This is a genomic window from Achromobacter sp. 77 (assembly GCF_020541125.1).
Classification (GTDB): domain Bacteria; phylum Pseudomonadota; class Gammaproteobacteria; order Burkholderiales; family Burkholderiaceae_B; genus Achromobacter; species Achromobacter mucicolens.
Window position 1 is genome coordinate 1,099,672 of sequence record NZ_CP059848.1, and the last position, 25,293, is coordinate 1,124,964.

Consider the following 25,293-nt stretch of genomic DNA (forward strand, 5'->3'; position numbering starts at 1 on the left):
AGACACCACGTAACTCAGATGGCTGCCGCCTCCGGATCCACCCAGCCCGCCGTCGCCGAGATCGAGCGGGCTTTTTCGCTGAGCAGGCGCGCGGTGGCCGATTCCAGGTCGTCATCCACGGCGCCCACCGGCCCCATCAGCGTGATGGCCGCCTTCATTTCGCCCAGCATGTCGAAGATGGGCGCCGACAGCGACGTGAAGTGCGGAAGCAGCGCGTGGCGGCAACGGCTGATGTGGTGCTTGCGGACCTCGTCGCGAATGGCCTGCACATCCGCCATCGTGTAGGCGTTGCCGGCGGTACCGCCGTGGCTTTCCGGCACGGACGAGGCCATCTCCTGTTCCAGCAGCTCGCGGGTCAGCGCATCCGGCAGGTGCGCCAGGAAATTGCGGCCCAGGGCGGATGACAGCAGCGGCATCACCGTGCCGACGCGCAATTCCAGGAGGGGCCGGCTGCGGCTGCCCTCGACGCGGTACACGATCGTGGGCCCCTTGTTGCCCCACACCCCCAAGAACACGGTATGGCCGGTGGCCGCGGCCACCTCCGCCATGATCGGGCGCGCCGTGGTGAACACGTCGAACTGTTCCAGGGCGGCCAGCCCCAGCCGTAGCGCGTACGGACCGAGCCCGTAATGGCCGGTGTCGGCGTGCTGCTGCACCACGCCCACCTTCTGGAAGCTCACCAGGTAATAGTGGACGTTGGGAACGGTCAGCGCACAGGCGTCCGCGATTTCCTTGAGCGGCATCGGGCGGCCGGTCTTGCGGATGACGTCCAGGATCCGGAATCCCACTTCGATCGACTGGATGCCCCTGCGCGCCGTGGCAGGCGCCTGTTCCGAATTCTTCTCAGCCTTGCCGGCGGGCCTTGCCATTGCTGCCTCCACTGTGTGCGTGGCGGCAGTGTAGCAGCGGCCTTTTTTGCCGCTTGGACCGCCGCGCCGGGTTTCCCCTAGCTTTTGCCGGCGACGTCTTAGCTTTGATAATAGTTAATGCATACAGCAGTATCAATCTAAAACATCAGGGGAAAGCAAGCATGGAAGCGAATGTCGCAATGCCCAGGATCGACGCCGGGCCGACGCTGAGCCGCAAGGAAGAACGCCAGGTCGTGGTGGCCTCCACACTGGGAACGTTGTTCGAGTGGTACGACTTTTTCATCTACGGGACGCTGGCCGTCTTCATGAGCCAGGTCCTGTTCCCGCAGGACAACCCGACTGTCGCGCTGCTGGCCGCCCTGGGCGCGCTGGCCGTGGGCTTCATCATCCGGCCGCTGGGCGCGGTGATGTTCGGCTACCTGGGCGACAAGCTGGGCCGCAAGTACACCTTCCTGATCACCGTCGTCATGATGGGCGGCGCAACCGTGCTGATCGGCTGCCTGCCCACCTACGAAACCGCGGGGCACCTGTCCTGGATCCTGCTGCTGACGCTGCGGGTGGTGCAGGGCCTGGCCGTGGGCGGGGAATACGGCGGCGCGGTGATCTACGTCGCGGAACATTGCGAGCCGCGGCGCCGGGGCCTCTTGACCGGCTGGATCCAGATCACCTCGTCGGCGGGGCTGATCCTGTCGCTGGTCGTGATCCTGTGCGTCCAGGCCTCGATGAGCGCCGAGGACTTTCGCCAGTGGGGATGGCGTCTGCCGTTCATCCTGTCGATCGTGATGCTGGCCATCTCGATCTACGTCCGCGCCAAGCTGCACGAATCGCCGGTCTTCACGCGCATGAAGCAGCAGAACCGCCTGTCCAAGAACCCGGTCAAGGAAACGTTCGGCCAATGGCCGAGCCTGCGGCTCGTGCTGCTGGCGCTGATCGGCGTCACGGCGGGCCAGGGCGCCACGTACTTCACCGGCCAGTTCTACGTCATGATCTTCCTGCAGCAGGCCGTGCAGCTTGATCAGACCACCGTCTACACGCTGATCCTGATCGGCTTCATCATCGGCGCGCCGACCTTCGTGCTGTTTGGCTGGCTGTCGGACAAGGTGGGCCGCAAGTGGATCATGATGGCGGGTCTGTTCATCGGCGCGGTGGGCTACCACGCCATGTTCAACGTCCTGCTCAACGCCGGCAATCCGGCGCTGGCGCAGGCGATGCAGACGACGCCCGTCCGCGTGCATGCCGACACTACCGGCGGCGCCTGCGATTTCGGGCTGCAGGCCGCCATGATCGGCAGCCACGCCGACCACAAGAAGGTATGCGTGCAGGCCAAGAAATTCCTGGTCGGCAAGGGCATCAACTTCGAATACGCCGCGCCGATTCCGGGACAGGAGATCGCGATGAGCGTGGGCGGCGCCACCGTCAACGGCTTTGACCGCGCGGCGTACGCCAAGGCGCTGACCGCAGCCGGCTATCCGGAAAAGGCCGATCCGGCGCGGATCGACCGCGCCACCATCATCCTGATCCTGGTGCTCATGACCGCCGTCGTCGCCATGGTCTATGGCCCGGTCGCGTCCTATCTGGTGGAATTGTTCCCCGCGCGCATCCGGTACACGGCGCTGTCCTTTCCGTATCACATCGGCGCCGGCATATTTGGCGGTATCGTGCCCTTTACCGCCACCTACCTGGCGCAGGCTAGCGGCAATATCTTCGGCGGCCTGATGTACCCGGTGACGGTGATGGTGATCGTGGGCGTGATCGGCAGCTTGCTGCTGCCCAACACGCGTGCGAAGGCCATCGACGAAGACCCGGCCCACTAACAACAACGCGACAAGGAAGCGAGCAGAGACATGTCCGTGCAAACCACCTTCAAGGCCGCCGTCATCCAGGCGGCGTCCATTCCTACCGACAGCGTGGCCTGCGCCCAGAAGGCGGCCGGGCTCATCCGCCAGGCGGCCGAGCAGGGCGCCCGCGTGCAGGTGTTTCCCGAGGCCTTCCTGGGCGGATATCCCAAGGGCAACTCCTTCGGCGCGCCCATCGGCATGCGCAAACCGGAGGGCCGCGACGCGTTCGCCCAATACCATCGGCAGGCCATCCGCCTGGACGGCGAAGAGGTCGCGCTGGTGGCGCAGGCCGCGGCCGATACCGACAGCTTCGTGGTCATGGGCTGCATCGAGGCCGACGGCGGCACGCTGTATTGCACCGTGCTGTACTTCAATGGCCAGGCCGGCCTGGCGGGCAAGCACCGCAAACTGATGCCGACCGCGGGCGAGCGGCTGATCTGGGGCTTTGGCGACGGGTCCACCCTACCCGTCATCGACACGCCCTACGGCAAGATCGGCGCGGTGATCTGCTGGGAGAACTACATGCCCATGCTGCGCATGTACATGTACAGCCAGGGCGTGGCGCTGTACTGCGCGCCCACCGCGGACGACCGCGACACCTGGGTGCCCAGCATGCGCCACATTGCGCTGGAAGGCCGCTGCTACGTGCTGACGGCGTGCCAGCACCTGCGCCGCAGCGCATACCCCGAAGACTTCGAATGCGCCCTGGGCGACGCGCCGGACACGGTGCTGATGCGCGGCGGCAGCGCCATCATCGGCCCGCTGGGCGAGGTGCTGGCCGGCCCGGATTTCTCGGAAGAGACCATCCTGTACGCCGACATCGAGCCCAATCAGATCCTGCGCGGCAAGTACGACTTCGACGTGTCCGGACACTACGCCCGCCCCGACGTCTTCCAGCTGCAGGTGGACACCCGTGAGAAGCGCGCGGTGTCGGCGACCGGCCCCGCCGCGCCGCAGCAGGAGGCTTGATCGATGGAGTTCGATTTCAGCGCCTTGCCGGCGCAGACGGTCTACAACATCCTCACCTCGACCGTCACGCCGCGTCCAATCGCCTGGGTCACCACCGTGTCGGGCAAAGGCGTGGTCAACGCGGCGCCCTTCAGTTTCTTCAACGTGATGGGGCATCAGCCGCCGACGGTCGCGATCGGCCTGATGCGCCATCCCGATGGCGATTTCAAGGATACGGGCGCCAACATCATCGAGAACGGCGAGTTCGTGGTGAACCTGGTGCCGGAGTCGCTGGTTCGCGAAATGAACCAGACCTGCGCCGATTACCCGGCCGACGTGGACGAGATGGCCGCGGCCGGCCTGACGGCGCTCGCGTCCACGCATGTACGGCCGCCCCGCATCCAGGGCAGCCCGGTGGCGCTGGAATGCGTCAGCCAGGCAACGGTCGTGACCGGCCCGCGCCAGATCGTCGTCATCGGCCGCGTCCTGGGCGCGCACGTCGAGGACGCCTATGTGCGCGACGCCGAGCGCGGCCACGTGGACACGCCGGCGCTTGGGCTGATTGCCCGCATGCACGGCGGCGGCTGGTACGCGCGCAGCACGGACACCTTCCAGCTTGCGCGGCCGACGACGCCGGATTGATCTGACCACGGCCTTCGGGCCGTTTTTTTTGCGCAAAAGTAAGACATCCAACCGGACGCCAACAGCACACCGAATCACAACACCACGCCAGCGCGCAGCGCACACCGCGACGACGCCCCTCTGCCCGAATGCCGATTGCCGCCGCACGCGCGGCAGCAATTCGGCGGCCCCGCAGATCTCCTGCCCTGTGCACAGGTCTTGTAGCGCGCGAACCAAAGACCCTCTCAGCACGGCGTCGCGGTCACCGTGGGTGCGAGCGCCGTCGATGCGCCCGAGGGAATCTGAAGGGAGCCGAAGGCGGACGAAGATGACGAGGGGGAAGTCCGGAGCGAAGGCTCCGGACCGCAATCGTGGGCGATCGTGCCCACGGTGGCCGCGGCGGCGTGCGACCTACGAAGCCTGCAGCAAAACCCGCCTGGTCCCCACCCGTGCGTTGCGGCCGGAAAGCGGCTTTTTTACAACGCCGCCGGCGCGTTTGGCGCAATGCGTCGAGGTTGCGTCAATAACGCCTTCATTTCCCCCGATGACCCCCAAATCCGGACTGCTAGCATCCGTTCGACCGTCGCGAGAACCCTCGACAATTCGACCTCTCCGCCGGCAATTCTCAGACACAACGGACACCATTATTGGGGGCGGATAACCAGGGGCTTGCGAGCATCTGGCCTGTTTTGGAGGCGGCGCAATTCCGCCGCCGAGGCATCCGCCCGAGCCCGCATTCACACTTGCCCTGGAAGCCGCCGGAGGCAGTATGAAAAACATGAAGCTTGGAACCCGCCTGGCGGGTGGTTTCGCCATCTTGCTGGCCATGATCATGGTCATGTGCGTCGTCGGGCTGGTCAGCCTGGCCAACATCAACGATTCGGTCGACACGCTGACGCAACGTTCACTGACCAAGGAGCGCCTGATCAACGACTGGGCGCGCAACATCCAGACCGGGGTCACCCGGACCACCGCGATCGCCAAGAGCGCCGACGCCAGTCTGGCGGGCTTTTTCACCGAGGAAGCGGCAGCCTCGACCCGCAACTCGTCGGCCTTGCAGCAGAAGATCGAGCCGCTGATCGAGACCGACGAGGAAAAGGCGCTGTGGCAGGGAATCGGCAAGGCGCGGGCGGACTACCTGCGCACCCGCGACGGCATCTTCAAGGCCAAGCAGGAAGGCAACGTCGAGGCCGCCAACAAGATCTTCACGCAGGAGTTCCTGCCCGCGACGCGTCAGTTCATCGACAACATCAATCGCCTGTCCGCGCTGCAACGCGCCGACATCGATGCGCGGGCCGCGGAGATCGAAACGTCCTACAGCAATGCGAACCTGTGGATGATCGTGATCGGCTCCATCGCGGTGGTGTGTGGTCTCTTGATGTCCGTGCTGCTCACGCGCAGCATCACCCGTCCGCTGTCCGACGCAGTGCGCGTGGCGCGCACCGTCGCCGCCAACGACCTCACCAGCACGATCGTCGCGCGGTCCCGTGACGAGATCGGCCAGTTGATGATGGCGCTGGAGTCCATGAACGCCAACCTGGCCGCTACGGTCGCCCGCATCCGGACCGGTGTGGACAGCATCGCGTCCGCGTCCGGCGAAATCGCGGCAGGCAATACCGATCTGTCTTCCCGTACCGAACAGCAGGCCGCTTCGCTGGAAGAAACGGCCGCGTCGATGGAACAGTTGTCCTCTACGGTCAAGCAGAACGCCGATAGCGCCAAGCAGGCCAACCAGCTTGCCGCGGCGGCCTCGGACACCGCATCGCGCGGCGGCGCCACCGTGTCCGAAGTCGTCAGCACCATGAACGCGATCTCCGCCAGCTCGGTGAAGATCTCGGACATCGTGTCGGTGATCGACGGCATTGCATTCCAGACCAACATCCTGGCCCTGAACGCCGCCGTGGAAGCCGCGCGGGCTGGCGAGCAGGGCAAGGGCTTCGCGGTCGTGGCCGCCGAGGTGCGGACGCTGGCGCAGCGCAGCGCCCAGGCCGCCAAGGAGATCAAGGTGCTGATCGAAGACACCGTCCAGAAGATCGGCCAGGGCTCGGGCAGCGCCGAACGCGCCGGGGCGACCATGCAGGAGATCGTCAGTTCCGTGCAACGCGTGACCGATATCATGGGCGAAATCGCCGCGGCCTCGGCCGAACAGGCTGACGGCATCGAGCAGGTCAACCGCGCCGTGGCGCAGATGGACGAGGTGACCCAGCAGAATGCCGCCCTGGTCGAAGAGGCGGCCGCGGCGGCGGGATCGATGCAGGATCAGTCGGCAGATTTGACGCGGGCGGTGAGCGCGTTCAGGTTGCCGGGCGGGGCAGAGCGGGTGTTGGCGGTTGAGGCGGTGTCGTCCGTCCACGCTGGCGAAACGCCGGCGCCGCGGCGGCTGGCTGCTTACTGATAAGCCCGCCCTGATAAGCGCACACCGATAAGCCCACACCAAACACAGCACAAAGAAAAAAGCCCCTGATTTCTCAGGGGCTTCATTCTTTAATACTTGGCGGAGAGGGTGGGATTCGAACCCACGGTACGGGGATACCGTACGCCTGATTTCGAGTCAGGTACATTCGACCACTCTGCCACCTCTCCGTGGCTGGGTTCCGCAGCGGTGAAGTTTCGGTTTAACAAGACTTCACTAAAGATCCCTGGTCGGAAGGATCTTCGTTGTCGGAGCAGCGAAGCCCGCAATTCTACAGGATTTTTTTCTTTTGTGTAAAGGGGCGGATAAAAGGAAGGGTAAAAGGACCACAACGGGTTTCATCCGGCTTTCAGCCGGGGCAATCTTTGGCCAGAATTCTTCCCATTCCGCCCTCTGGCCATCCCATGGACCTCATCCTCATCCTGCTGCTCGCCGCGGTGTTGTGCGTGCCCGTCACACAAATGCTGGGTCTGGGCGCCATTCCCGGCTATCTGATCGCAGGCATCCTGGTCGGCCCATCGTGCTTCAAGCTGGTCACCAATGTGGACACGATGATCGGCGTCTCGCAGTGGGGCGTCGTGATGATGCTGTTCATCATCGGGCTGGAGCTGTCGCCCAAGCGCCTGTGGGCGATGCGCAACGAAGTCTTTGTCCTGGGTTCGCTGCAGATGCTGGTGTGCGGCCTGCTGCTGGGTGTGGTGTTCGGCGCGGCCCTGCGGCATCTGGCCGGCATGGAATGGCAGGCAGCTGTGCTGTGCGGCCTGTCGCTGGCGCTGTCGTCCACGGCGGTGGCGCTGCGCCTGCTCGACGAGCGCCAGTTGACCCGCGCGCCGCTGGGGCGCTCGGCGCTGGGGGTGCTGCTGTTTCAGGACATGGCCGCGATTCCGATGCTGGTGGCTGCCGGCCTCCTGGGTTCGGATGGCACGTCGGCCACGTCCTTCAAGGAAGCCCTGGTCGCCGTGGCGGTGGTGGCGCTGGCCTACCGGCTGCGCCTTCTGGGGTGGGCGGCCAAGGCGGAATTGAACGAACTGTTTACCGCCGCCGCGCTGCTGATGGTGGTGGGTGCCGCCCAGTTGTTCGACTATGCGGGCCTGTCGGCCGGCCTGGGCGGATTCCTGGTGGGCGTGCTGATGGCCGAATCGCGCTACCGGCACGAACTCGAAAAGGCGATCGACCCGTTCAAGGGATTGCTGCTGGGCCTGTTCTTCGTGGCCATCGGCATGTCCATCAACTTGAAGGTGGTGGCCCATCACTGGATGTTCATCTGCGCCGGCGTGCTGGCCCTGCTGGCGGTCAAGGCCGTCATTCTTTATGGCTTTGCCCGCTTTCTGGGGTTGCCCCGTTACCACCGCCTGCTGTTTGCGCTGGTGCTGGCCCAGGGCGGCGAGTTCAGCTTCGCCATCTTCAACGAAGCCTGGGACAACCATCTGGTCAACCTGGAGCAGCGCGACGTGTTGTCGGTGATCGTCGCCGTGTCGATGGGCGTGGTGCCGGTGCTGATCAAGGTGCTGGAGCGCGTGCCCGAAAAGTACGGCGGCATGGCCGGCCTGCCGGTGGCGGACGCCGCGCCGCCGGCCGACGCCGCGTCATCGTCCCCGGCGGACAAGCCGCCCGCCGCTTGACCCTGCGGCGGGTGAGGGCATGGCATGATGGGCGCCTTGCCGGGCAGCTACACTTGTAGCCCTGTTCGTTTGCCCCCTTTTCGTTTTCCTCACTTATGCGCCCGCTCACAGGAGAAAGCTCATGCTCAAAGGAAAAGTAGCGCTTGTCACCGGTTCCACCAGCGGCATCGGCCTGGGTATCGCCACGGCCTTCGCCCAACAGGGTGCGGACATCGTGCTGAACGGTTTCGGCGACGCGGCCGACATTGAAAAGCTGCGTTCGGAACTGGCCAGCAAGCATGGCGTGAAGGTCATCTACGACGGCGCGGACCTGTCCAAGGGAGCGGCCGTGCGCGAGCTGGTCGAGAACACCGTGCGCCAGTTGGGCCGCATCGACATCCTGGTCAATAACGCCGGCATCCAGCACACGGCGCTGATCGAAGATTTCCCGGCCGAAAAGTGGGACGCCATTCTGGCGCTGAATCTGTCCGCCGTCTTCCACGGCACCGCCGCCGCCTTGCCGCACATGAAGAAGCAAGGCTCGGGCCGCATCATCAATATCGCGTCGGCGCACGGTCTGGTGGCCTCGGCTAGCAAGTCGGCCTATGTGGCGGCCAAGCACGGCGTGGTGGGATTCACCAAGGTCACGGCGCTGGAAACGGCCGGGCAGGGCATCACCGCCAACGCGATCTGCCCGGGCTGGGTGCGCACCCCGCTCGTCGAAAAGCAGATCACCGCGCTGGCCGAAAAGAATGGCGTCGACCAGGAAGCCGCTGCCCGCGAATTGCTCAGCGAAAAGCAGCCGTCCCTGCAATTCGTGACGCCGGAACAACTGGGCGGCACCGCCGTGTTCCTGGCCTCGGACGCCGCCGCGCAAATCACCGGCACGACCGTCTCCGTCGATGGCGGCTGGACGGCGCGTTAAATCAAGGAAATCCTGAATGCTGTTGTTGCTTTCCCCCGCCAAGAAGCTGGACTACGACTCGCCGCTGCACATCGAGACGCACACCCAGCCGATGTTCGTGGACCAGGCCGCAGGCCTGATCAAGGTCCTGAAGACCAAGACCGCCGAGGACATCTCGGCACTCATGAGCCTGAGCCCGGCCCTGTCCGAGCTGAACGTCCAGCGCTACGCGCACTGGAAGCGCAGCTTCACGCAGGCCAACTCGCGCCAGGCCGTGCTGGCCTTCAATGGCGACGTCTACGAAGGCCTGGACGCCGCCACCCTGTCGGCCAAGCAGCTCGACTGGGCTCAGGAGCACGTCGCCATCCTGAGCGGTCTGTACGGCGTGCTGCGCCCGCTCGACCTGATGCAGCCCTACCGGCTGGAAATGGGCACGCGGCTGGAGACCCCCAAGGGCAAGAACCTGTATGAATACTGGGGCAGCACCATCTCGGACTACCTGAACGAGCGGCAGGCCGGCCAGAAGTCGCCGGTCATCATCAACCTGGCCTCCGAGGAGTATTTCAAGTCGGTGGACCAGAAGGTGCTGAAGGCGCGGGTGGTGCAATGCGTGTTCCAGGACTGGAAGAACGGCGCCTGGAAGATCATCAGCTTCCATGCCAAACGCGCACGCGGGCTGATGGCGCGCTACGCCATCCAGCACAAGGTCGCCAAGCCGGAAGGGCTGCAGGGTTTTGATCTGGAAGGCTACGCATACGACGCGTCGGCGTCATCGGCGGACAAGCTGGTGTTCCGCCGCAAGCTGGACTGACGGCGTTGTCGAGCGGGGAGGGTGTCAGACACCCCGGAAGCGGTGCGGTCGCTTGAAGACTGTCTCGTTGGGGTGTCAGACACCTGGTTGGAGCTGCTCGGGCTTCGCCTTTTCACAAAAAAATGCCGGGCTGGCATCTGCGCCAGGCCGGCATTTTTTCGCCCGCGGAACCGGCGGACGCCAGCTTACGAGGCTGCCGCCGCCACAGGCGGCGCATGCAGCGGGTCGGCCAGCGCCAGCAGTTCCTGGCGGATCATGTGAGTGGCCTTGAGCATCTGCTTCACGGGATAGACCAGTGCGGCCTGGTCGCCGGCGGTGTCGAACTGCGTGGGCAGGTCCAGCGGCACGCGCGGGCTGTTTTCGTCCAGCAGGACGGTCATGCCGTCCAGGGCCTGCTTGATGGGCTCGGGCGTGGCGGGCAGCGCCGCCAGAATGGGAATCGCGGCGGTGATCTGCGAGGCCAGCACGTGGTTCTGAATCAGCAGGTTGTTCAGTTCCGGCACGTCCACCTGATGCGACTTGGGTTCGCTCATCATCCGGTAGAACGCCTCGGCGAAATTGCTGAAGGCGATGTGCACGTTCTTGCGCGCCAATCGCCAGGCCAGGTCGGCGTCGGTGACGGCCGGCGTCTCGGCAGCGGCTTCGCCCACCGGCGCGCCGTGCGCCTGCATGGCTTCGACGTAGCGCAGGCCGGCCAGCAGATACTCGCGGTTGGCGCGGGTCGCGGCCGAGGCCAGCGGCTTCAGGTAACGCGCCTCCCACCACGGCAGGATGTAGCTGCAGACCAGCGCCAGCGCGCAGCCCAGCAGCGTGTCGATGGCGCGTTCGCCGATCACCGACATGGACACGGTGCCTGGCGACACGAAGTGGAACACCAGCACCACGAACAAGGTGTTGAAGATTGCGCTGGCCATGTAATTCAGCTGCACCAGGCTGTTGCCCATGATGCACGCGCCCAGCAGCACGGCGAACAGGATGCTGGGCTCGTCGGTCACGTTAAAGAGCAGCAGCGCGGCGATGCAGCCGATCAGGGTGCCCATCAGGCGCCAGCCATTGCGCTGGCGCGTCAGCGCGAAGCCCGGCTTCATGATGATCACGATGGTCAGCATGATCCAGTAGTTGTGCGCCGAGAACTCGGGCGACAGCCAGCGGCTGGCCAGCGTCATCGCGATGGCCGCGGCGGCCGTCACGCGCAGTGCGTAGCGGAAATGCGGAGAATCCAGCCGCAGGTTGCTCGTCAACAGGCCAAACCGGAACTCCTGGCGCGAAATGAACCGCGTCAGCGACTTGTTGATGCGCAGCACATCGGTCGGCTTGGCGTCGGGCGAGGCCGCGGTGTGATCGGCCAGCCGGTCCACGATGCGCGCCGAATTGCGCAGGCGCCGCAGCACCTGGACGATGAGCGCCAGCATCTCCGGATCGCGCTCGCCCAGCCCTTGCTGCTTCAATTGTTCGATCTCGTATTCGATGGCGCGCAGTTCGGCCTTGGCGCTGCTGCGGTACTGCACCTTGCGCCCGCGCGAGACGTCCAGCGCGATACGGTTCAGCTCCAGCGACATCTTCACCAGCGCGTCGCGCATGAAGACCAGGCAATCGTTGCCGGCCAGCGTGCGGCGCAGCGCGGCGTAGTCGGTATGCGTGGCAACCAGCGTGTCCAGCAGCTGCAGCATGTCCACGAACATGTTCCAGATCATCACGCGCTGGCGGTCGCCCAGTCCCTTGCCGCGGGGCAGGGCGCGCAACACCATGTCGCGCGCGGCCTGGTGCTTCTCGGTCATGACCGATTGGCGCTGGATCAGGTTGCGGTAGGCCTCGTCCAGATCCGAGGTCTCGTCGTAGAAGTTGGCGCGCGCGGCCACGTAGTCGGCGGTGGCAAACAGCGCCACCGACATGGCCTGCTGCTCTTCGCGCAGCCAGAACAGCCGCGAAAAGCCCAAACTGAACACCACATAGAACAGCGCGCCGCCCAGCGTGGCGGCGGCATGGGACAGGACTTCGTGCGGCGCCAGCGGCGAATGCATGGTCAGCGTCATCAGCAGGAGGCCCGCGAAGCCGATCAGGCCGCCGCGCTTGCCGAACACGGTGAACATGGAATAGACGAAGCACTGCGCGATGACCACCAGCCAGATCAGCACCGGATTCGTGGACGCCAGCCCCGTGATGATGACGGTGATCGTGCCCAGCGCCGCGCCGCCCAGCATTTCGTTGGTGCGGTGCCGCTGCGGACCACCCGGCTGGTCGATGATGGCCAGGCACTGGGCGCCGAAGGTCGCTACCAGGCCGGTCGTGTAATTGCCGAAGATGCCGCCCAGCACCAGCACGGGCAACAGCATGCCAACCCCCTGGCGCACCCCTCCGAAGAAGTAGTGGCTATAGAGAAAGCGGCGGATGCTGGCAATGCGTAAATCCATGGGCGGCGGCTCGGTTCTGGACGACGCAACAAGTATAGAGAGGCCATCGCGGGTTTTGGGGCCGGATAGTTACCGAACCCTCCTTGCAACGGTCGGCAAAACCCGATTTGCCACCTTTGACGCAACGCGGTAAATTGCCACACTTGCTTCGGTCTGCCTATCCGAAACCGGAGCGTTGATGCGAACGGCCAGGGTCACATCCCAGCCGTCCTGCAGCAAGTCACACCTGCCGTTGGCCGCGCCACAAGCGTGTGTTGCCAAGGCTTCCATTTCGACCTCCAGCGTCCCCAAGGGGCGTTTGCACTGCGTTCTGTCGAGCGTGTGCCGGGTCGGCAAGGTGTCCGGGTGGCGTGGCTCCGTGAGCCGCTAAGCGCCGGATCATGTTGTCGTAACCGGTATGGGTTCAGTTGCCGCCGTATCCGGGCGTGCAGCAGTCAGGGTTGCAGGGCCGGTACTGAAAGGAACTACAACATGGAAATGAATGGCGCCGACATCGTCGTGCGCTGCCTGGCCGATGAAGGCGTGGAACACGTTTTCGGCTACCCTGGCGGCGCGGTGCTCTATATCTACGACGCAATCTTCAAGCAAGACAAATTCCAGCATATCCTGGTTCGTCACGAGCAAGCTGCCGTGCACGCGGCCGATGCCTATTCGCGCTCGTCGCAAAAGGTCGGCGTCTGCATCGTGACCAGCGGTCCGGGCGTGACCAATGCCGTTACCGGCATTGCCACCGCCTACATGGACTCCATCCCGATGGTCATCATCAGCGGGCAGGTGCCCACTGCGGCCATTGGCGAAGACGCCTTCCAGGAATGCGACACCGTCGGCATCACGCGTCCCTGCGTCAAGCACAACTTCCTGGTGCGTGACGTCAAGGACCTGGCCGAAACCATGCGCCGCGCGTTCTACATTGCGCGCACGGGGCGTCCGGGCCCGGTGCTGGTGGATATCCCCAAGGACATCACCGTCGCGCAGTGCAAGTACGTGCCGCCCAAGGGCGAGATCTCGATGCGTTCCTACGCGCCCGTCAACAAGGGCCATCAGGGACAGATCAAGAAGGCCGTGCAGATGCTGCTGGCCGCCGAACGCCCCATGATCTACACGGGCGGCGGCGTCATCCTGTCGAACGCCGCGCCCGAGCTCAACAAGCTCGTGACGCAGCTGGGCGCGCCCTGCACCAGCACCCTCATGGGTCTGGGCGGCTTCCCGGCCAGCAGCGGCCAGTTCGTGGGCATGCCCGGCATGCACGGCACGTACGAGGCCAACATGGCCATGCAGCACTGCGACGTGCTGCTTGCCATCGGCGCCCGCTTCGATGACCGCGTGATCGGCAACCCCAAGCACTTCGCGCAGAACGCCCGCAAGATCATCCATATCGACATCGATCCCTCGTCGATCTCCAAGCGCGTGCGCGTGGATGTCCCGATCGTGGGCAACGTCAAGGACGTCCTGGCCGACCTCAGCGCGCAGTTCGAGATAGCCGCCGCCGAGCACAAGCCGGCCTCGCTGGCCAAGTGGTGGGACCAGGTCGAGACGTGGCGCGGCAAGGAATGCCTGAAGTTCGCCAATTCGACCGAAGTCATCAAGCCGCAGTACGTGGTGGAAAAGCTCTGGGAAGTGACGGGCGGCGACGCTTTCGTCACCTCGGACGTCGGCCAGCACCAGATGTGGGCCGCGCAGTACTACAAGTTCGACAAGCCGCGCCGCTGGATCAACTCCGGCGGACTGGGCACCATGGGTGTGGGCCTGCCGTACGCCATGGGCGTGCAGATGGCCAATCCGGGCAAGGACGTCGCCGTCATCACCGGCGAAGCCTCGATCCAGATGAACATCCAGGAACTGTCGACCTGCCACCAGTACCGCCTGACGCCCAAGATCGTCTGCCTGAACAACCGTTTCCTGGGCATGGTGCGCCAGTGGCAGCAGATCGACTACGGCTCGCGCTATTCCGAGTCGTACATGGATTCGCTGCCTGATTTCGTCAAGGTTGCCGAGGCCTATGGCCACGTGGGCCTGCGCATCGAGCGCCCGGCCGACGTCGAACCGGCGCTGCGCGAGGCGTTTGGCAAGCACAAGGAGCGCCTGGTCTTCCTGGACTTCATCACCGACCGCACCGAAAACGTGTGGCCGATGGTCAAGGCCGGCCGCGGGCTGACCGAAATGCTGCTCGGCTCTGAAGACCTGTAAGGAGGCCCCGCAATGAAGCACGTGATTTCCGTCCTCCTCGAAAACGAACCCGGCGCGCTGTCGCGCGTGGTGGGCCTGTTTTCCGCGCGGGGCTACAACATCGAAACCCTGACCGTGGCGCCCACCGAGGATTCCACGCTGTCGCGCATGACCATCGTCACGACCGGCTCGGACGAGGTCATCGAACAGATCACCAAGCATTTGAACCGCCTGGTCGATGTCGTGAAGGTGGTGGACCTGACCGAAGGCGCCCACATCGAGCGCGAGCTGATGCTCGTGAAGGTGCGCGCCGTCGGCAAGGAACGCGAGGAAATGAAGCGCATGGCGGACATCTTCCGCGGCCGCATCATCGACGTCACCGACAAGTCCTACACCATCGAACTGACCGGGGTGCAGGAAAAAGTACAGGCCTTCCTCGAGGCCCTGGACCGCAGTGCCATCCTTGAAACCGTGCGCACCGGCGTGTCCGGCATCGGACGCGGTGAACGGATTTTGAAGATTTGACCGGCCTTCCAGGCCTGCCTCACCCTACATCTGAATCAAACGAATATCCAAATACTGGAATCTGGAGCACAACATGAAAGTTTTCTACGACAAAGACTGCGATCTGTCCCTCATCAAAGGCAAGACCGTCGCCATCATCGGTTACGGCTCGCAAGGCCACGCGCACGCGCTGAACCTGCATGAGTCGGGCGTGAAGGTCATCGTCGGCCTGCGCAAGGGCGGCGCCTCGTGGAACAAGGCCGCCAACGCCGGCCTGGAAGTCAAGGAAGTCGCCGACGCCGTCAAGTCGGCCGACATCGTCATGATGCTGCTGCCCGACGAGAATATCGCTTCGGTCTACAACAACGAAGTCCACGCCAACATCAAGGCGGGCGCCGCCCTGGCGTTTGCCCACGGGTTCAACGTGCACTACGGCCAGGTCGTGCCGCGCGAAGACATCGACGTCATCATGATCGCCCCGAAGGCCCCCGGCCACACGGTGCGCAACACGTACAAGCAAGGTGGCGGCGTGCCCCACCTGGTGGCCGTGTACCAGGACAAGTCGGGCGCCGCGCGTGACGTGGCCCTGTCGTACGCCAGCGCCAACGGCGGCGGCCGTGCCGGCATCATCGAAACCAATTTCCGCGAAGAAACCGAAACCGACCTGTTCGGCGAACAGGCCGTGCTGTGCGGCGGTACCGTCGAACTGATCAAGGCCGGTTTCGACACGCTGGTGGAAGCCGGCTACGCGCCCGAAATGGCCTACTTCGAGTGCCTGCACGAGCTCAAGCTGATCGTCGACCTGATCTACGAAGGCGGCATCGCCAACATGAACTACTCGATTTCGAACAACGCCGAATTCGGCGAATACGAAACGGGTCCGAAGATCGTCACGGACGAAACCCGCAAGGCCATGCGCCAGTGCCTGACGGACATCCAGACCGGCGAATACGCCAAGAAGTTCATCCTGGAAAACGCCGCCGGCGCCCCGACGCTGACCTCGCGCCGCCGCATCAATGCGGAATCGCAGATCGAGCAAGTGGGCGGCAAGCTGCGCGCCATGATGCCCTGGATCGCCGCCAACAAGCTGGTGGACAAGTCCAAGAACTGATCCCCGGGCAGGCGGGGCTTTCAGACCCCGCCGGTCAGGATCGAAGCGGCATGCCTCGCAAGGGCATGCCGCTTTTTTTGGCCTTTTCCTGCTTATTTACGGCCCCTGGCGCCAATTGGGCCGGGCACGATCCTTGCTGTAGCCCGCAAGCAGGGCCAGATAGGTTAACCTTTCAAAGTCCGTCGTAAGTTATTGAGACCATGCCCAATTTTTCCATGCGCGATTCCGAGAACCGCCACCGGAGCATTTACCTGCTTCCCAACGCGTTCACCACCGCCGCTTTGTTTGCCGGGTTCTATGCCGTTGTGCAGGCCATGAACGACCGCTTCGAAGTCGCCGCCATCGCCATTTTTGTCGCCATGGTGCTGGACGGCATGGACGGCCGGGTGGCCCGTCTGACCAACACCCAGTCCGCATTCGGCGAGCAATACGACTCGCTGTCCGACATGACGTCGTTCGGCGTGGCGCCGGCGCTGGTCATGTACGAATGGATCCTGAACGACCTTGGCCGCTGGGGCTGGCTGGCGGCCTTCGTGTATGTATCGGGGGCGGCGCTGCGTCTGGCGCGCTTCAACACCAACATCGCCGTGGTCGACAAACGCTACTTCCAGGGCCTGCCCAGCCCCGCCGCGGCCGCGCTGGTGGCCGGTTTTGTGTGGCTAGCCGTGGACAACAAGCTGCCCATCCATGACAGCCTGATGGCCTGGGTGGCATTCACGCTGACCATGTACGCCGGCATCACCATGGTGTCGAACGCGCCGTTCTTCAGCGGCAAGAGCTTCGCCTTGGGCCGCAGTGTGCCGTTCTGGGGCATCCTGCTCGTCGTCGCGGTGTTCGTGTTCGTGTCCAGCGATCCTCCGGTGGTGCTGTTCGGCCTGTTCGTGCTGTACGGCCTGTCGGGCTGGGTCACGTGGGTCTGGCGCTGGAACAAGGTGCGCCGCCTGCAGCAGGAGCGCCGGGGCCATTCCTCCTGAGGACGCCCAAAAAGAAACCCGCCGATTCAAAACCGGCGGGTTTTTTCATTTTGGCGGGCCTTCAGGTCCGGGGCGCAGACAGCCCGGGCGGGCCATCTACCACCAGTTGAACCGGTCGTCGTCGTACATGGGGTCCGGCCCGGGATGAAAGTGCGTCACCTTGCTGCCGTCGCGGCTCATGTAGACGTACATCAGCGAGTTCCACACGCCGTTTTCCTTGTAGCGGTACGACCAGACGACTTCGCGCTTTTCGCCCAGCCCGGCCTGGTCGATGCGCGCGGGAGGTCCGAATTCGCAGCGCACGCGATCCGGCCCCCAATCTCCCGTCTCCAGCACCTTGAAATGCGCGTCGGTCAGAAGCGGCATCACCCGGTCGACCCGTTCATCGCGACCGACGTTGGCGCCCCACGCATACTGGCCCATCGGTTGCTGCGTCCAGATCACGCGCCGGCCGCCGTTGGCCTGGGGACATTCGAAGTTGGGCGCGCCAAATTGCGTCTGGACTTGCGACAGCGGGGTGCCGGGCGGCACCTCGGTCATGTTGGCGCAGGCGGCCAGACCGGCCAGCGCGATCGATGCGGCGGCCAAGCGGACCATTCGGTGTGGGCTGATCATGTCCTTCTCCTGTGGGTGGGCGTTGCCGCCTCGACCGGCCATTGGCCTGGTTCAGTCTCCTTGCTGGGGTAATTCTAGCGAATCAGCTATAATCGCCGAGCTTTATCAAATGTATTGATTCTGCAAGATCCTTTGCGCCAGCCGCTGGTGGCTTGTCGCAGTGCCCGCAACACGGCGTCACGCCTTATTTGCCGGTCCTGCCCGATCCCGCCAATGGCAGCAGTGAGAAAGCGAATTCAAGCCTGGCTCGCGCAAATTTTTTCCAAACCACGTCAGGGCGCCTCGGCCCTGTCGCATGTCCGAAGAGGTCATCAATGTCTGTAGCTGACATCAAGAAATCCGATATCGTTGCGCAATTCCAACGCGCTCAGGGCGATACCGGCTCCCCCGAAGTTCAGGTGGCTCTGCTCACCGCCCGTATCAACGAGCTGACCGGTCACTTCAAAGAACACATGAAGGATCATCACTCGCGCCGCGGTCTGCTGCGTATGGTCAGCCGTCGCCGCAAGCTGCTCGACTATCTCAAGGGCCGCAATCCCGATTCGTACCGCGCACTGATCGAAAAACTCGGTCTGCGCAAGTGATCGACGGGGCTGGCTCCCCATGACGCAACCGTGGTCGGTGCGACGCATGTCGCAGCGGCCACGGTTTTTCATTTGTAAGGAATAATCGTCATGTTCAACAAAGTGACTAAATCGTTCCAGTACGGCCAGCATACGGTCGTCCTGGAAACTGGCGAGATCGCTCGCCAGGCCTCCGGCGCCGTTGTGGTGTCGATCGAGGACACCGTCGTCCTGGCCACCGTCGTGGCTGCCAAGAAGGCCAAGCCGGGTCAGACGTTCTTCCCGCTGACCGTCGACTACATCGAAAAGACCTACGCCGCCGGCCGTATCCCGGGCGGGTTCTTCAAGCGCGAAGGCAAGCCCTCCGAAAAGGAAACGCTGACGTCGCGCCTGATCGACCGTCCGCTGCGTCCGCTGTTCCCCGAAGACTTCTACAACGAAGTCCAGGTGGTCCTGCACACGCTGTCGGTCAATCCTGAAATCGATCCCGACATCGCCGCCATGATCGGCGCCTCGGCCGCGCTGGCCATCTCCGGCATCCCGTTCAATGGCCCGATCGGCGCCGCGCGCGTGGGTTACATCGATGGTCAATACACCATCAACCCGACCGCATCGGAACTGAAGTCCTCCAAGCTGAACCTGGTTGTCGCCGGTACGGAAAACGCCGTGCTGATGGTCGAATCGGAAGCTGACCAACTGTCCGAAGAAGTCATGTTGGGCGGCGTGGTCTATGGCCACCAGCAAATGCAGGCCGTCATCAATGCCATCCACGACCTCGTGAAGGACGCTGGCAAGCCCGATTGGGATTGGCAAGCTCCCGCCAAGGACGAGGCCCTGATCGCCGCGGTCACCGCCGCCGGCCAGGAAGGCCTGAATGCCGCCTACCAGATCCGCGAAAAGCAGGCCCGCACGGCCAAGCTGCGTGAAGTGTCGGCCGAAGTGTCGGCCAAGCTGGCCGCCGCCGCCGCCGAAAAGGGCGAATCGGCTCCGGACGCCGTCACGGTCGACAACATCATGTTCTCGCTGGAATCGGCCATCGTCCGCGGCCAGATCCTGAACGGCGAACCGCGTATCGACGGCCGCGACACCCGCACCGTGCGTCCGATCAGCGTGCGTCTGGGCGTGCTGCCCCGCGCGCACGGCAGCGCGCTGTTCACCCGTGGCGAAACCCAGGCGCTGGTCGTGGCCACGCTGGGCACCAAGCAAGACGAACAGATCATCGACGCGCTCATGGGCGAGTACCGTGACCGCTTCATGATGCACTACAACATGCCTCCGTTCGCCACCGGCGAAACCGGCCGCATCGGTGTGCCCAAGCGCCGCGAAATCGGCCACGGCCGTCTGGCCAAGCGTTCGCTGGTTCCGGTGCTGCCGGCCCCCGAAGACTTCCAGTACACGATCCGCCTCGTGTCGGAAATCACCGAATCCAACGGCTCCTCGTCGATGGCCTCGGTCTGCGGCGGCTCGCTCGCCATGATGGACGCTGGTGTGCCCATCAAGGATCACGTGGCCGGCGTGGCCATGGGCCTGATCCTGGACGGCGGCAAGTTTGCCGTGCTGACGGACATCCTGGGCGACGAAGATCACCTGGGCGACATGGACTTCAAGGTTGCGGGCACCGAAAACGGCGTTACCGCACTGCAGATGGACATCAAGATCCAGGGCATCACCAAGGAAATCATGCAGGTTGCGCTGGACCAGGCCCGTGAAGGCCGTCTGCACATCCTCGGCAAGATGAAGGAAGCCCTGGACGGTTCGCGCGGCGAGCTGTCGGCGTTCGCGCCGCGCATGCTGACCATCAAGATCAACCCCGAGAAGATCCGCGACGTGATCGGCAAGGGCGGCGCCACCATCCGCGCGCTGACCGAAGAAACCGGCACGCAGATCGACATCTCCGACGACGGCACGATCGTGATCGCCAGCGTCGACGAAGCGCAGGCCAAGGAAGCCCAGCGCCGCATCGTCGAGCTGACCGCCGACGTCGAAGTGGGCCAGATCTACGAAGGCTCGGTCCTGCGTCTGCTGGACTTCGGCGCCATCGTGCAAGTGCTGCCGGGCCGCGACGGCCTGCTGCACATCTCCGAAATCGCCAACTACCGCATCGCGAACATCAACGATGTGCTGAAGGTCGGCCAGCAAGTCCGCGTCAAGGTCATCGAGGCCGACGACAAGGGCCGCCTGCGCCTGTCCATCAAGGCGATCGGCGGCATCGAGCAGCAGCAAGCCGCTGCCGCTCCCGAAGCCGCTCCCCAATCGGAACCGCAAGCTGAATAAGCCTGCAGCCTCCTGATTGAAGACGGCGCCGCAAGGCGTCGTTTTTTTTGCCTGCGTCGTTGGCAGCCATGCGGGGCGGCCCGCGGCTCCCCAGTTCGCCCGCCTTCCTGTAAAGTCTTGCGCGAGAGACGCGCCGCCCCGATGCGGCGCGCTTCACGCTTGATCTAAGGGGGCAGACGGATGAGCAAGGCATGACGGCGTGGCCGATAACCGCAGTCACCACGGCGCTGCTGGCTGCGCTGTTGACGGGCTGCATGACTCCCCCCGGGCCGGGTCAGCGCGGCCCCAAGGGCGAGGACATGACGGCGGACCAGTTCGCGCAGACGGACTTCAACCGCACCGTCACGCTGGAGGTGCGAGACAACCTGACCAGCCTGTACTCGCTGCTCGACAAGCTGTACCGCCGCAATCCCCGGGAATGGCGCAAGACCGGCGTGCCGGACCTGGCCACGGCGGTCAACCGCGTCAAGCATTCCATCGAAGTGCGCGTGCCTCCTGGCGACCTGGCGGGCTTGCGCGACATCCAGATCCTGGCGGTTGCGCTGGATCCCAACTATCCGGGCGACCGGGTCGGCGCCTTCATCTACGGCCTGGCCGACACCATCATCGCCGCGCACAACGGCAAGACACGCCTGTACGCCACCGACGCCCTGGATGGCCAGCGGGTCTACAATGCCGCTCGGAACGTCGAGGCCGCGGCCTGGCTGCTGGCCACGCGCCGCAACAACCAGGGCGAACTGCTGCTGCTGGCCAATGAGATTTCCCCGAACGCCACGAATCTCAGCTTCGAGCGCGAGTTCGGCGCCATCATCGGCCGGCTGGACCTGATCGCCAACCTGCTCGGCGAAAACTCCCGGCGCATCGGCATCAACTACGCCCAGGGCCTGTTGCTCTTCAACTTCCTGCCTGTGCGTTAACAGGATTTCCATCGTGATCGATATCGCATCCATCCAGGCCGCCCGCGAGAACCTGCGCGGGCAGGTGCTCAAGACCCCGTTCACCCTGTCCCGCACGCTGTCCGACATCTTCGGCGCCGAGATCTGGCTGAAGTTCGAGAATCTGCAGTTCACCGCGTCCTTCAAGGAGCGCGGCGCGCTGAACCGCATGCTCACGCTGTCGGACGCCGAGCGTGCCAAGGGCGTGATCGCGGTCTCGGCGGGCAATCACGCCCAGGGCGTGGCCTACCATGCGCAGCGCATGGGCGTGCCGGCGGTGATCGTGATGCCGCGGTTCACCCCGACGGTGAAGGTCGCCAATACGCGGCGCTTCGGCGCCGAAGTCGTCCTGGCGGGCGACACCTTCGATGACGCCAAGGCGCGCGGCTACGAACTGGCCCAGCAGCGTGGCCTCATCATGATCCACCCCTATGACGACGAAGCCGTCATGGCCGGGCAGGGCACCGTCGCGCTGGAAATGCTGGAAGACCAGCCCCAGCTCGATACCCTGGTCATCGCCATCGGCGGCGGCGGGCTGATCTCCGGGATTTCCACGGCCGCCAAGGCCGTGAACCCCGCCATCGAGATTGTGGGCGTGCAGACCGAGCGCTTTCCGGCCATGTACGCCGCTGTCCAGGGCACCACCATGCCGCCGGGGCAGTACACCATTGCCGAAGGCATCGCCGTTAAATCGCCCGGCGATCTGACGCTGCCCGTCGTTCGCCGGCTGGTCGACCGGATCGAGCTGGTCAGCGAGGCGGACATCGAGCATGCCATCGTCGTGCTGCTGGAAATTGAAAAGACCGTCGTCGAAGGCGCCGGCGCCGCTGGCCTGGCCGCCTTGCTGCGCGCGCAGGAAGAGGGCAGCGACCGCTATAAGGGCAAACGCATCGGGCTTGTACTCACCGGCGGCAATATCGATCCGCTGATGCTGGGCGAATTGATCGAGCGCGGCATGGTTCGCGCCGGACGCCTGGCGCGCATCCGCGTCGACCTGCGCGACCTGCCGGGCGCGCTGGCCCACGCCACCAAGCTCATTGCCGACGCGCAAGCCAACATCACGGAAGTGCATCACCAGCGCGCGTTCACGTCGCTGCCGGTGCGCAATGTCGAGGTGGATTTTGTCCTCCAGACTCGGGGCCCCGAGCATATCCAGGAAGTGATCGACATCCTGAACGCGGCGGGATTCGCCGCCAGCAACCACGACCACTGATCCGCCGCGCGGCGTCGACACGCCGCCGTTGCTTTCAAGTTCCTGTCAGAAAACTGTCGCTCCCGCCGAACTTTTGGCGGGAGCGATTTTCATTGGCGAGGCCCACGCATTGACCGGCTGAAGGGCCGAATCGTTTGCGGCCTCGGTGCGACTGACTTGGTCCCACGCGCGCCTCTGACCCCAAAAAAAATGCATCTGCATATTTCACGATTTCGGGCGTTGAATTTTTCAAGGAACTTTTTGGCCTCAGGCTAACTTCCCCGAAAAACGGTCTTTTCAGGCGATGTTCCTGGATTACATCGCCATTTTCATACCGGCCCTCGACCGTCCAGCGTCCATTCCGTGTTCTAGGGATATCCCCCGGAAAGTTATGGTTGATACGGATATGGAATGTATCGTTCCACGATTTACCATCCCGCGTTCATGTCGTTGCCGCTTGTTGAAGCGGCTTCGTCGAAAGAGAAACGTTCGCATTTGAAGCTGTCTTTTGCTGGCTGCGACGAATTAGGGAGAAAGCAGATTGATAAGAAACAGACAGGATTTCTGGTCTGGCGTGATGTTTATCGTGGTGGGAGGAGGCTTCGCCTTGCAGGCGACCACGTATTCCATGGGAACCGCGGCGCGCATGGGCCCCGGCTACTTTCCGTTCTGGCTCGGCATCGTGCTGGCGCTGATGGGCGCGACGGTGCTGATGAGCGCCTTGTCCCCCCGCGCCGAAACCACGACCATCGGCCGCTATGACTTTCGCATCCTCTTTCTCGTCGTCGGGTCCGTGTTCCTGTACGGCTTTTCCCTGCGCTATCTCGGGCTGTATCTCTCGGTATTCCTGCTCGTCCTGATCAGCAGCGTTGCCAGCCACGAATTCAACTGGAAGGTCGCCGTCGCCAACGGCCTGTTCCTCGTGGCGTTCTCCTACCTCGCGTTCATTCGCGGGCTGGGTCTCATCTTTCCGCTGTGGCCCAGCGTGCTGACCAACTGAGGTACCGGACATGGAACTGCTTCAAAACCTGATGTTGGGCTTTTCGGTGGCATTCACCCCCGAAAACCTGACCTACGCATTCATCGGCTGCCTGCTGGGCACGCTGGTGGGGGTGCTGCCGGGACTCGGACCCGTGCCGACCATCGCCATGCTGCTGCCCATCACCTACGTGCTGCCGCCCACCGCGGGCCTCATCATGCTGGCCGGCATCTACTACGGCACGCAGTATGGCGGCTCGACCACGGCCATTCTGGTGAACCTGCCGGGCGAGACCTCGGCGGTGGTGACCGTGCTGGATGGGCACCAGATGGCCCGAAACGGGCGGGCCGGGGCCGCGCTATCGCTGGCAGCCATCGGCTCGTTCTTCGCCGGCAGCGTCGCCACCGTGCTGATCGCCGCCTTTGCGCCGCCGCTGGCCGAAGTGGCCTTTGCGTTCGGGCCGGCCGAGTACTTCTCGCTGATGGCCCTGGGCCTGATCGGCGCCGTGGTGCTGGCGTCGGGCTCGCTCCCCAAGGCCATCTGCATGATCCTGCTCGGGTTGCTGCTGGGCATGGTCGGCACCGACGTGAACTCGGGCGTTGCGCGCTACGACTTCAGCATTCCCGAACTGCAGGACGGCATCGACTTCGCCATCGTGGCCATGGGCGTGTTCGGCCTGTCGGAAATCATGAGCAACCTGGAACTGAAGGAAAACCGGGTCGAGATCACCGACAAGGTCGGGTCGCTGTATCCCAACCGCCAGGAATTCCGCGAGGCCGCGCCGGCCATCGTGCGCGGCACGGCGCTGGGCTCGGCCCTGGGCATCCTGCCGGGCGGCGGTTCGGTGCTGTCGGCGTTCGCGTCCTACACGCTGGAAAAGAAGCTCTCGAAAGAGCCGGAGCGCTTCGGCAAGGGCCACCCGGCCGGTCTGGCCGGTCCCGAATCGGCCAATAACGCCGGCGCGCAGACCTCGTTCATCCCGCTGCTGACCCTGGGCATCCCGGGCAACGCGGTGATGGCGCTGATGGTCGGCGCGATGACCATCCACAACATCCAGCCGGGTCCGCAGGTCATGTCCAGCCACCCCGAGCTGTTCTGGGGGCTGATCGCCTCGATGTGGATCGGCAACCTGATGCTCGTGGTGCTGAACCTGCCGCTGATCGGCATCTGGGTCAAGCTGCTGCGCGTGCCGTATCGCATGCTGTTCCCCGCGATCCTGGTCTTCTGCACGATCGGGGTGTATTCACTGAACTACAACGCCTTCGACATCTTCATGTTCGCCATCTTCGGGATCATCGGCTACGTGTGGAGCAAGCTGGGGTGTGAAGGCGCGCCGCTGCTGCTTGGCCTGGTGCTGGGGCCCATGATGGAAGAAAACTTCCGCCGGGCGCTGCTCCTGTCGCGTGGCGAGTTCTCCACCTTTGTCACGCGCCCGCTGTCGGCCACGCTGCTCGCGCTTGCCGCGATCCTGCTGGTGCTGGTGGCATTGCCCGCGCTGCGCAAGAAGCGCGAAGAAGCCTTCGTCGAGGTCGACTGACTTTTTTGGATCCGGTTGGCTCCGGGT

The 25,293-nt window shown here is 64.2% G+C and carries 20 protein-coding genes and 1 tRNA gene; 17 read left to right on the forward strand and 4 right to left on the reverse strand.

Features of this window, described 5'->3' with window-relative positions:
- Nucleotides 1-14: 14 nt before the first annotated feature.
- Nucleotides 15-869 carry an IclR family transcriptional regulator gene (locus H4P35_RS04990; protein WP_062840415.1) on the reverse strand — a complete coding sequence of 285 codons (855 nt, stop codon included), beginning with the start codon at nucleotides 867-869 and terminating at the stop codon, nucleotides 15-17.
- A gap of 161 nt (nucleotides 870-1,030) precedes the next feature.
- Between H4P35_RS04990 and H4P35_RS04995 the strand changes: the two genes are divergently transcribed.
- The 4 genes from H4P35_RS04995 (at nucleotide 1,031) to H4P35_RS05010 (ending at nucleotide 6,671) form a co-directional block, all read left to right on the forward strand.
- Nucleotides 1,031-2,683, forward strand: a complete 1,653-nt coding sequence (locus H4P35_RS04995; RefSeq protein WP_152383600.1) for an MFS transporter — start codon at nucleotides 1,031-1,033, stop codon at nucleotides 2,681-2,683.
- A 30-nt stretch (nucleotides 2,684-2,713) separates the two neighbouring features.
- Nucleotides 2,714-3,676, forward strand: coding sequence for a carbon-nitrogen hydrolase family protein (locus H4P35_RS05000; protein WP_062840417.1), 963 nt, complete (start codon nucleotides 2,714-2,716; stop codon nucleotides 3,674-3,676).
- Between the two features lie 3 nt (nucleotides 3,677-3,679).
- Nucleotides 3,680-4,297 carry a flavin reductase family protein gene (locus H4P35_RS05005; RefSeq protein WP_056321417.1) on the forward strand — a complete coding sequence of 206 codons (618 nt, stop codon included), beginning with the start codon at nucleotides 3,680-3,682 and terminating at the stop codon, nucleotides 4,295-4,297.
- 757 nt (nucleotides 4,298-5,054) lie between these two features.
- On the forward strand, nucleotides 5,055-6,671 hold the full coding sequence (locus tag H4P35_RS05010; protein ID WP_304518375.1) for a methyl-accepting chemotaxis protein: 1,617 nt from the start codon (nucleotides 5,055-5,057) through the stop codon (nucleotides 6,669-6,671).
- Nucleotides 6,672-6,768: 97 nt separating this feature from the next.
- Here H4P35_RS05010 and H4P35_RS05015 read toward each other — a convergent pair.
- Nucleotides 6,769-6,859: transfer RNA gene (locus H4P35_RS05015), tRNA-Ser, on the reverse strand.
- 234 nt (nucleotides 6,860-7,093) lie between these two features.
- On the opposite strand from H4P35_RS05015, the gene H4P35_RS05020 reads away from it, so the two are divergent.
- The 3 genes from H4P35_RS05020 to yaaA all read left to right on the forward strand — a co-directional run bounded on the left by H4P35_RS05020 (nucleotide 7,094) and on the right by yaaA (nucleotide 10,005).
- On the forward strand, nucleotides 7,094-8,311 hold the full coding sequence (locus tag H4P35_RS05020; protein ID WP_226848328.1) for a cation:proton antiporter: 1,218 nt from the start codon (nucleotides 7,094-7,096) through the stop codon (nucleotides 8,309-8,311).
- 121 nt (nucleotides 8,312-8,432) lie between these two features.
- Nucleotides 8,433-9,215 (forward strand): 3-hydroxybutyrate dehydrogenase, encoded by a 783-nt coding sequence (locus H4P35_RS05025; RefSeq protein WP_062840421.1) that lies wholly within the window; start codon nucleotides 8,433-8,435, stop codon nucleotides 9,213-9,215.
- Nucleotides 9,216-9,231: 16 nt separating this feature from the next.
- Nucleotides 9,232-10,005 carry a peroxide stress protein YaaA gene (gene yaaA / locus H4P35_RS05030; RefSeq protein ID WP_226848329.1) on the forward strand — a complete coding sequence of 258 codons (774 nt, stop codon included), beginning with the start codon at nucleotides 9,232-9,234 and terminating at the stop codon, nucleotides 10,003-10,005.
- A 185-nt stretch (nucleotides 10,006-10,190) separates the two neighbouring features.
- Here the strand turns inward: yaaA and H4P35_RS05035 are convergent, their stop codons facing one another.
- Nucleotides 10,191-12,416, reverse strand: coding sequence for an FUSC family membrane protein (locus H4P35_RS05035; RefSeq protein ID WP_226848330.1), 2,226 nt, complete (start codon nucleotides 12,414-12,416; stop codon nucleotides 10,191-10,193).
- Between the two features lie 471 nt (nucleotides 12,417-12,887).
- On the opposite strand from H4P35_RS05035, the gene H4P35_RS05040 reads away from it, so the two are divergent.
- The 4 genes from H4P35_RS05040 to pssA all read left to right on the forward strand — a co-directional run bounded on the left by H4P35_RS05040 (nucleotide 12,888) and on the right by pssA (nucleotide 17,171).
- Nucleotides 12,888-14,603 carry an acetolactate synthase 3 catalytic subunit gene (locus H4P35_RS05040; RefSeq protein ID WP_056321431.1) on the forward strand — a complete coding sequence of 572 codons (1,716 nt, stop codon included), beginning with the start codon at nucleotides 12,888-12,890 and terminating at the stop codon, nucleotides 14,601-14,603.
- Between the two features lie 12 nt (nucleotides 14,604-14,615).
- Nucleotides 14,616-15,107: an acetolactate synthase small subunit gene (gene ilvN / locus H4P35_RS05045; protein ID WP_006223608.1), complete on the forward strand. Its 492-nt coding sequence runs from the start codon at nucleotides 14,616-14,618 to the stop codon at nucleotides 15,105-15,107.
- A 73-nt stretch (nucleotides 15,108-15,180) separates the two neighbouring features.
- Nucleotides 15,181-16,197 carry a ketol-acid reductoisomerase gene (ilvC, locus tag H4P35_RS05050; protein ID WP_062840423.1) on the forward strand — a complete coding sequence of 339 codons (1,017 nt, stop codon included), beginning with the start codon at nucleotides 15,181-15,183 and terminating at the stop codon, nucleotides 16,195-16,197.
- A 200-nt stretch (nucleotides 16,198-16,397) separates the two neighbouring features.
- Nucleotides 16,398-17,171, forward strand: coding sequence for a CDP-diacylglycerol--serine O-phosphatidyltransferase (pssA, locus tag H4P35_RS05055; RefSeq protein ID WP_062840424.1), 774 nt, complete (start codon nucleotides 16,398-16,400; stop codon nucleotides 17,169-17,171).
- A 96-nt stretch (nucleotides 17,172-17,267) separates the two neighbouring features.
- Here pssA and H4P35_RS05060 read toward each other — a convergent pair whose 3' ends face one another.
- Nucleotides 17,268-17,786: a hypothetical protein gene (locus tag H4P35_RS05060; protein ID WP_226848331.1), complete on the reverse strand. Its 519-nt coding sequence runs from the start codon at nucleotides 17,784-17,786 to the stop codon at nucleotides 17,268-17,270.
- Nucleotides 17,787-18,100: 314 nt separating this feature from the next.
- Here H4P35_RS05060 and rpsO point away from each other — a divergent pair, with 314 nt between their 5' ends.
- From rpsO to H4P35_RS05090, 6 genes are all read left to right on the forward strand, one after another.
- Entirely contained in the window at nucleotides 18,101-18,370 is a 270-nt protein-coding gene (gene rpsO, locus H4P35_RS05065) for a 30S ribosomal protein S15 (RefSeq protein ID WP_006223612.1), read from the forward strand.
- Nucleotides 18,371-18,460: 90 nt separating this feature from the next.
- Nucleotides 18,461-20,623 carry a polyribonucleotide nucleotidyltransferase gene (pnp, locus tag H4P35_RS05070; RefSeq protein ID WP_226848332.1) on the forward strand — a complete coding sequence of 721 codons (2,163 nt, stop codon included), beginning with the start codon at nucleotides 18,461-18,463 and terminating at the stop codon, nucleotides 20,621-20,623.
- A gap of 191 nt (nucleotides 20,624-20,814) precedes the next feature.
- Nucleotides 20,815-21,540 (forward strand): hypothetical protein, encoded by a 726-nt coding sequence (locus H4P35_RS05075; protein WP_056321446.1) that lies wholly within the window; start codon nucleotides 20,815-20,817, stop codon nucleotides 21,538-21,540.
- Nucleotides 21,541-21,553: 13 nt separating this feature from the next.
- The gene (locus tag H4P35_RS05080) at nucleotides 21,554-22,771 is read left to right on the forward strand and encodes a threonine ammonia-lyase (protein WP_226848333.1); all 1,218 of its coding nucleotides are present in this window, start codon (nucleotides 21,554-21,556) and stop codon (nucleotides 22,769-22,771) included.
- Nucleotides 22,772-23,327: 556 nt separating this feature from the next.
- Nucleotides 23,328-23,750 carry a tripartite tricarboxylate transporter TctB family protein gene (locus H4P35_RS05085; RefSeq protein ID WP_056321452.1) on the forward strand — a complete coding sequence of 141 codons (423 nt, stop codon included), beginning with the start codon at nucleotides 23,328-23,330 and terminating at the stop codon, nucleotides 23,748-23,750.
- Nucleotides 23,751-23,760: 10 nt separating this feature from the next.
- Nucleotides 23,761-25,266: a tripartite tricarboxylate transporter permease gene (locus tag H4P35_RS05090; RefSeq protein ID WP_056321454.1), complete on the forward strand. Its 1,506-nt coding sequence runs from the start codon at nucleotides 23,761-23,763 to the stop codon at nucleotides 25,264-25,266.
- The last annotated feature ends 27 nt before the right edge of the window (nucleotides 25,267-25,293 follow it).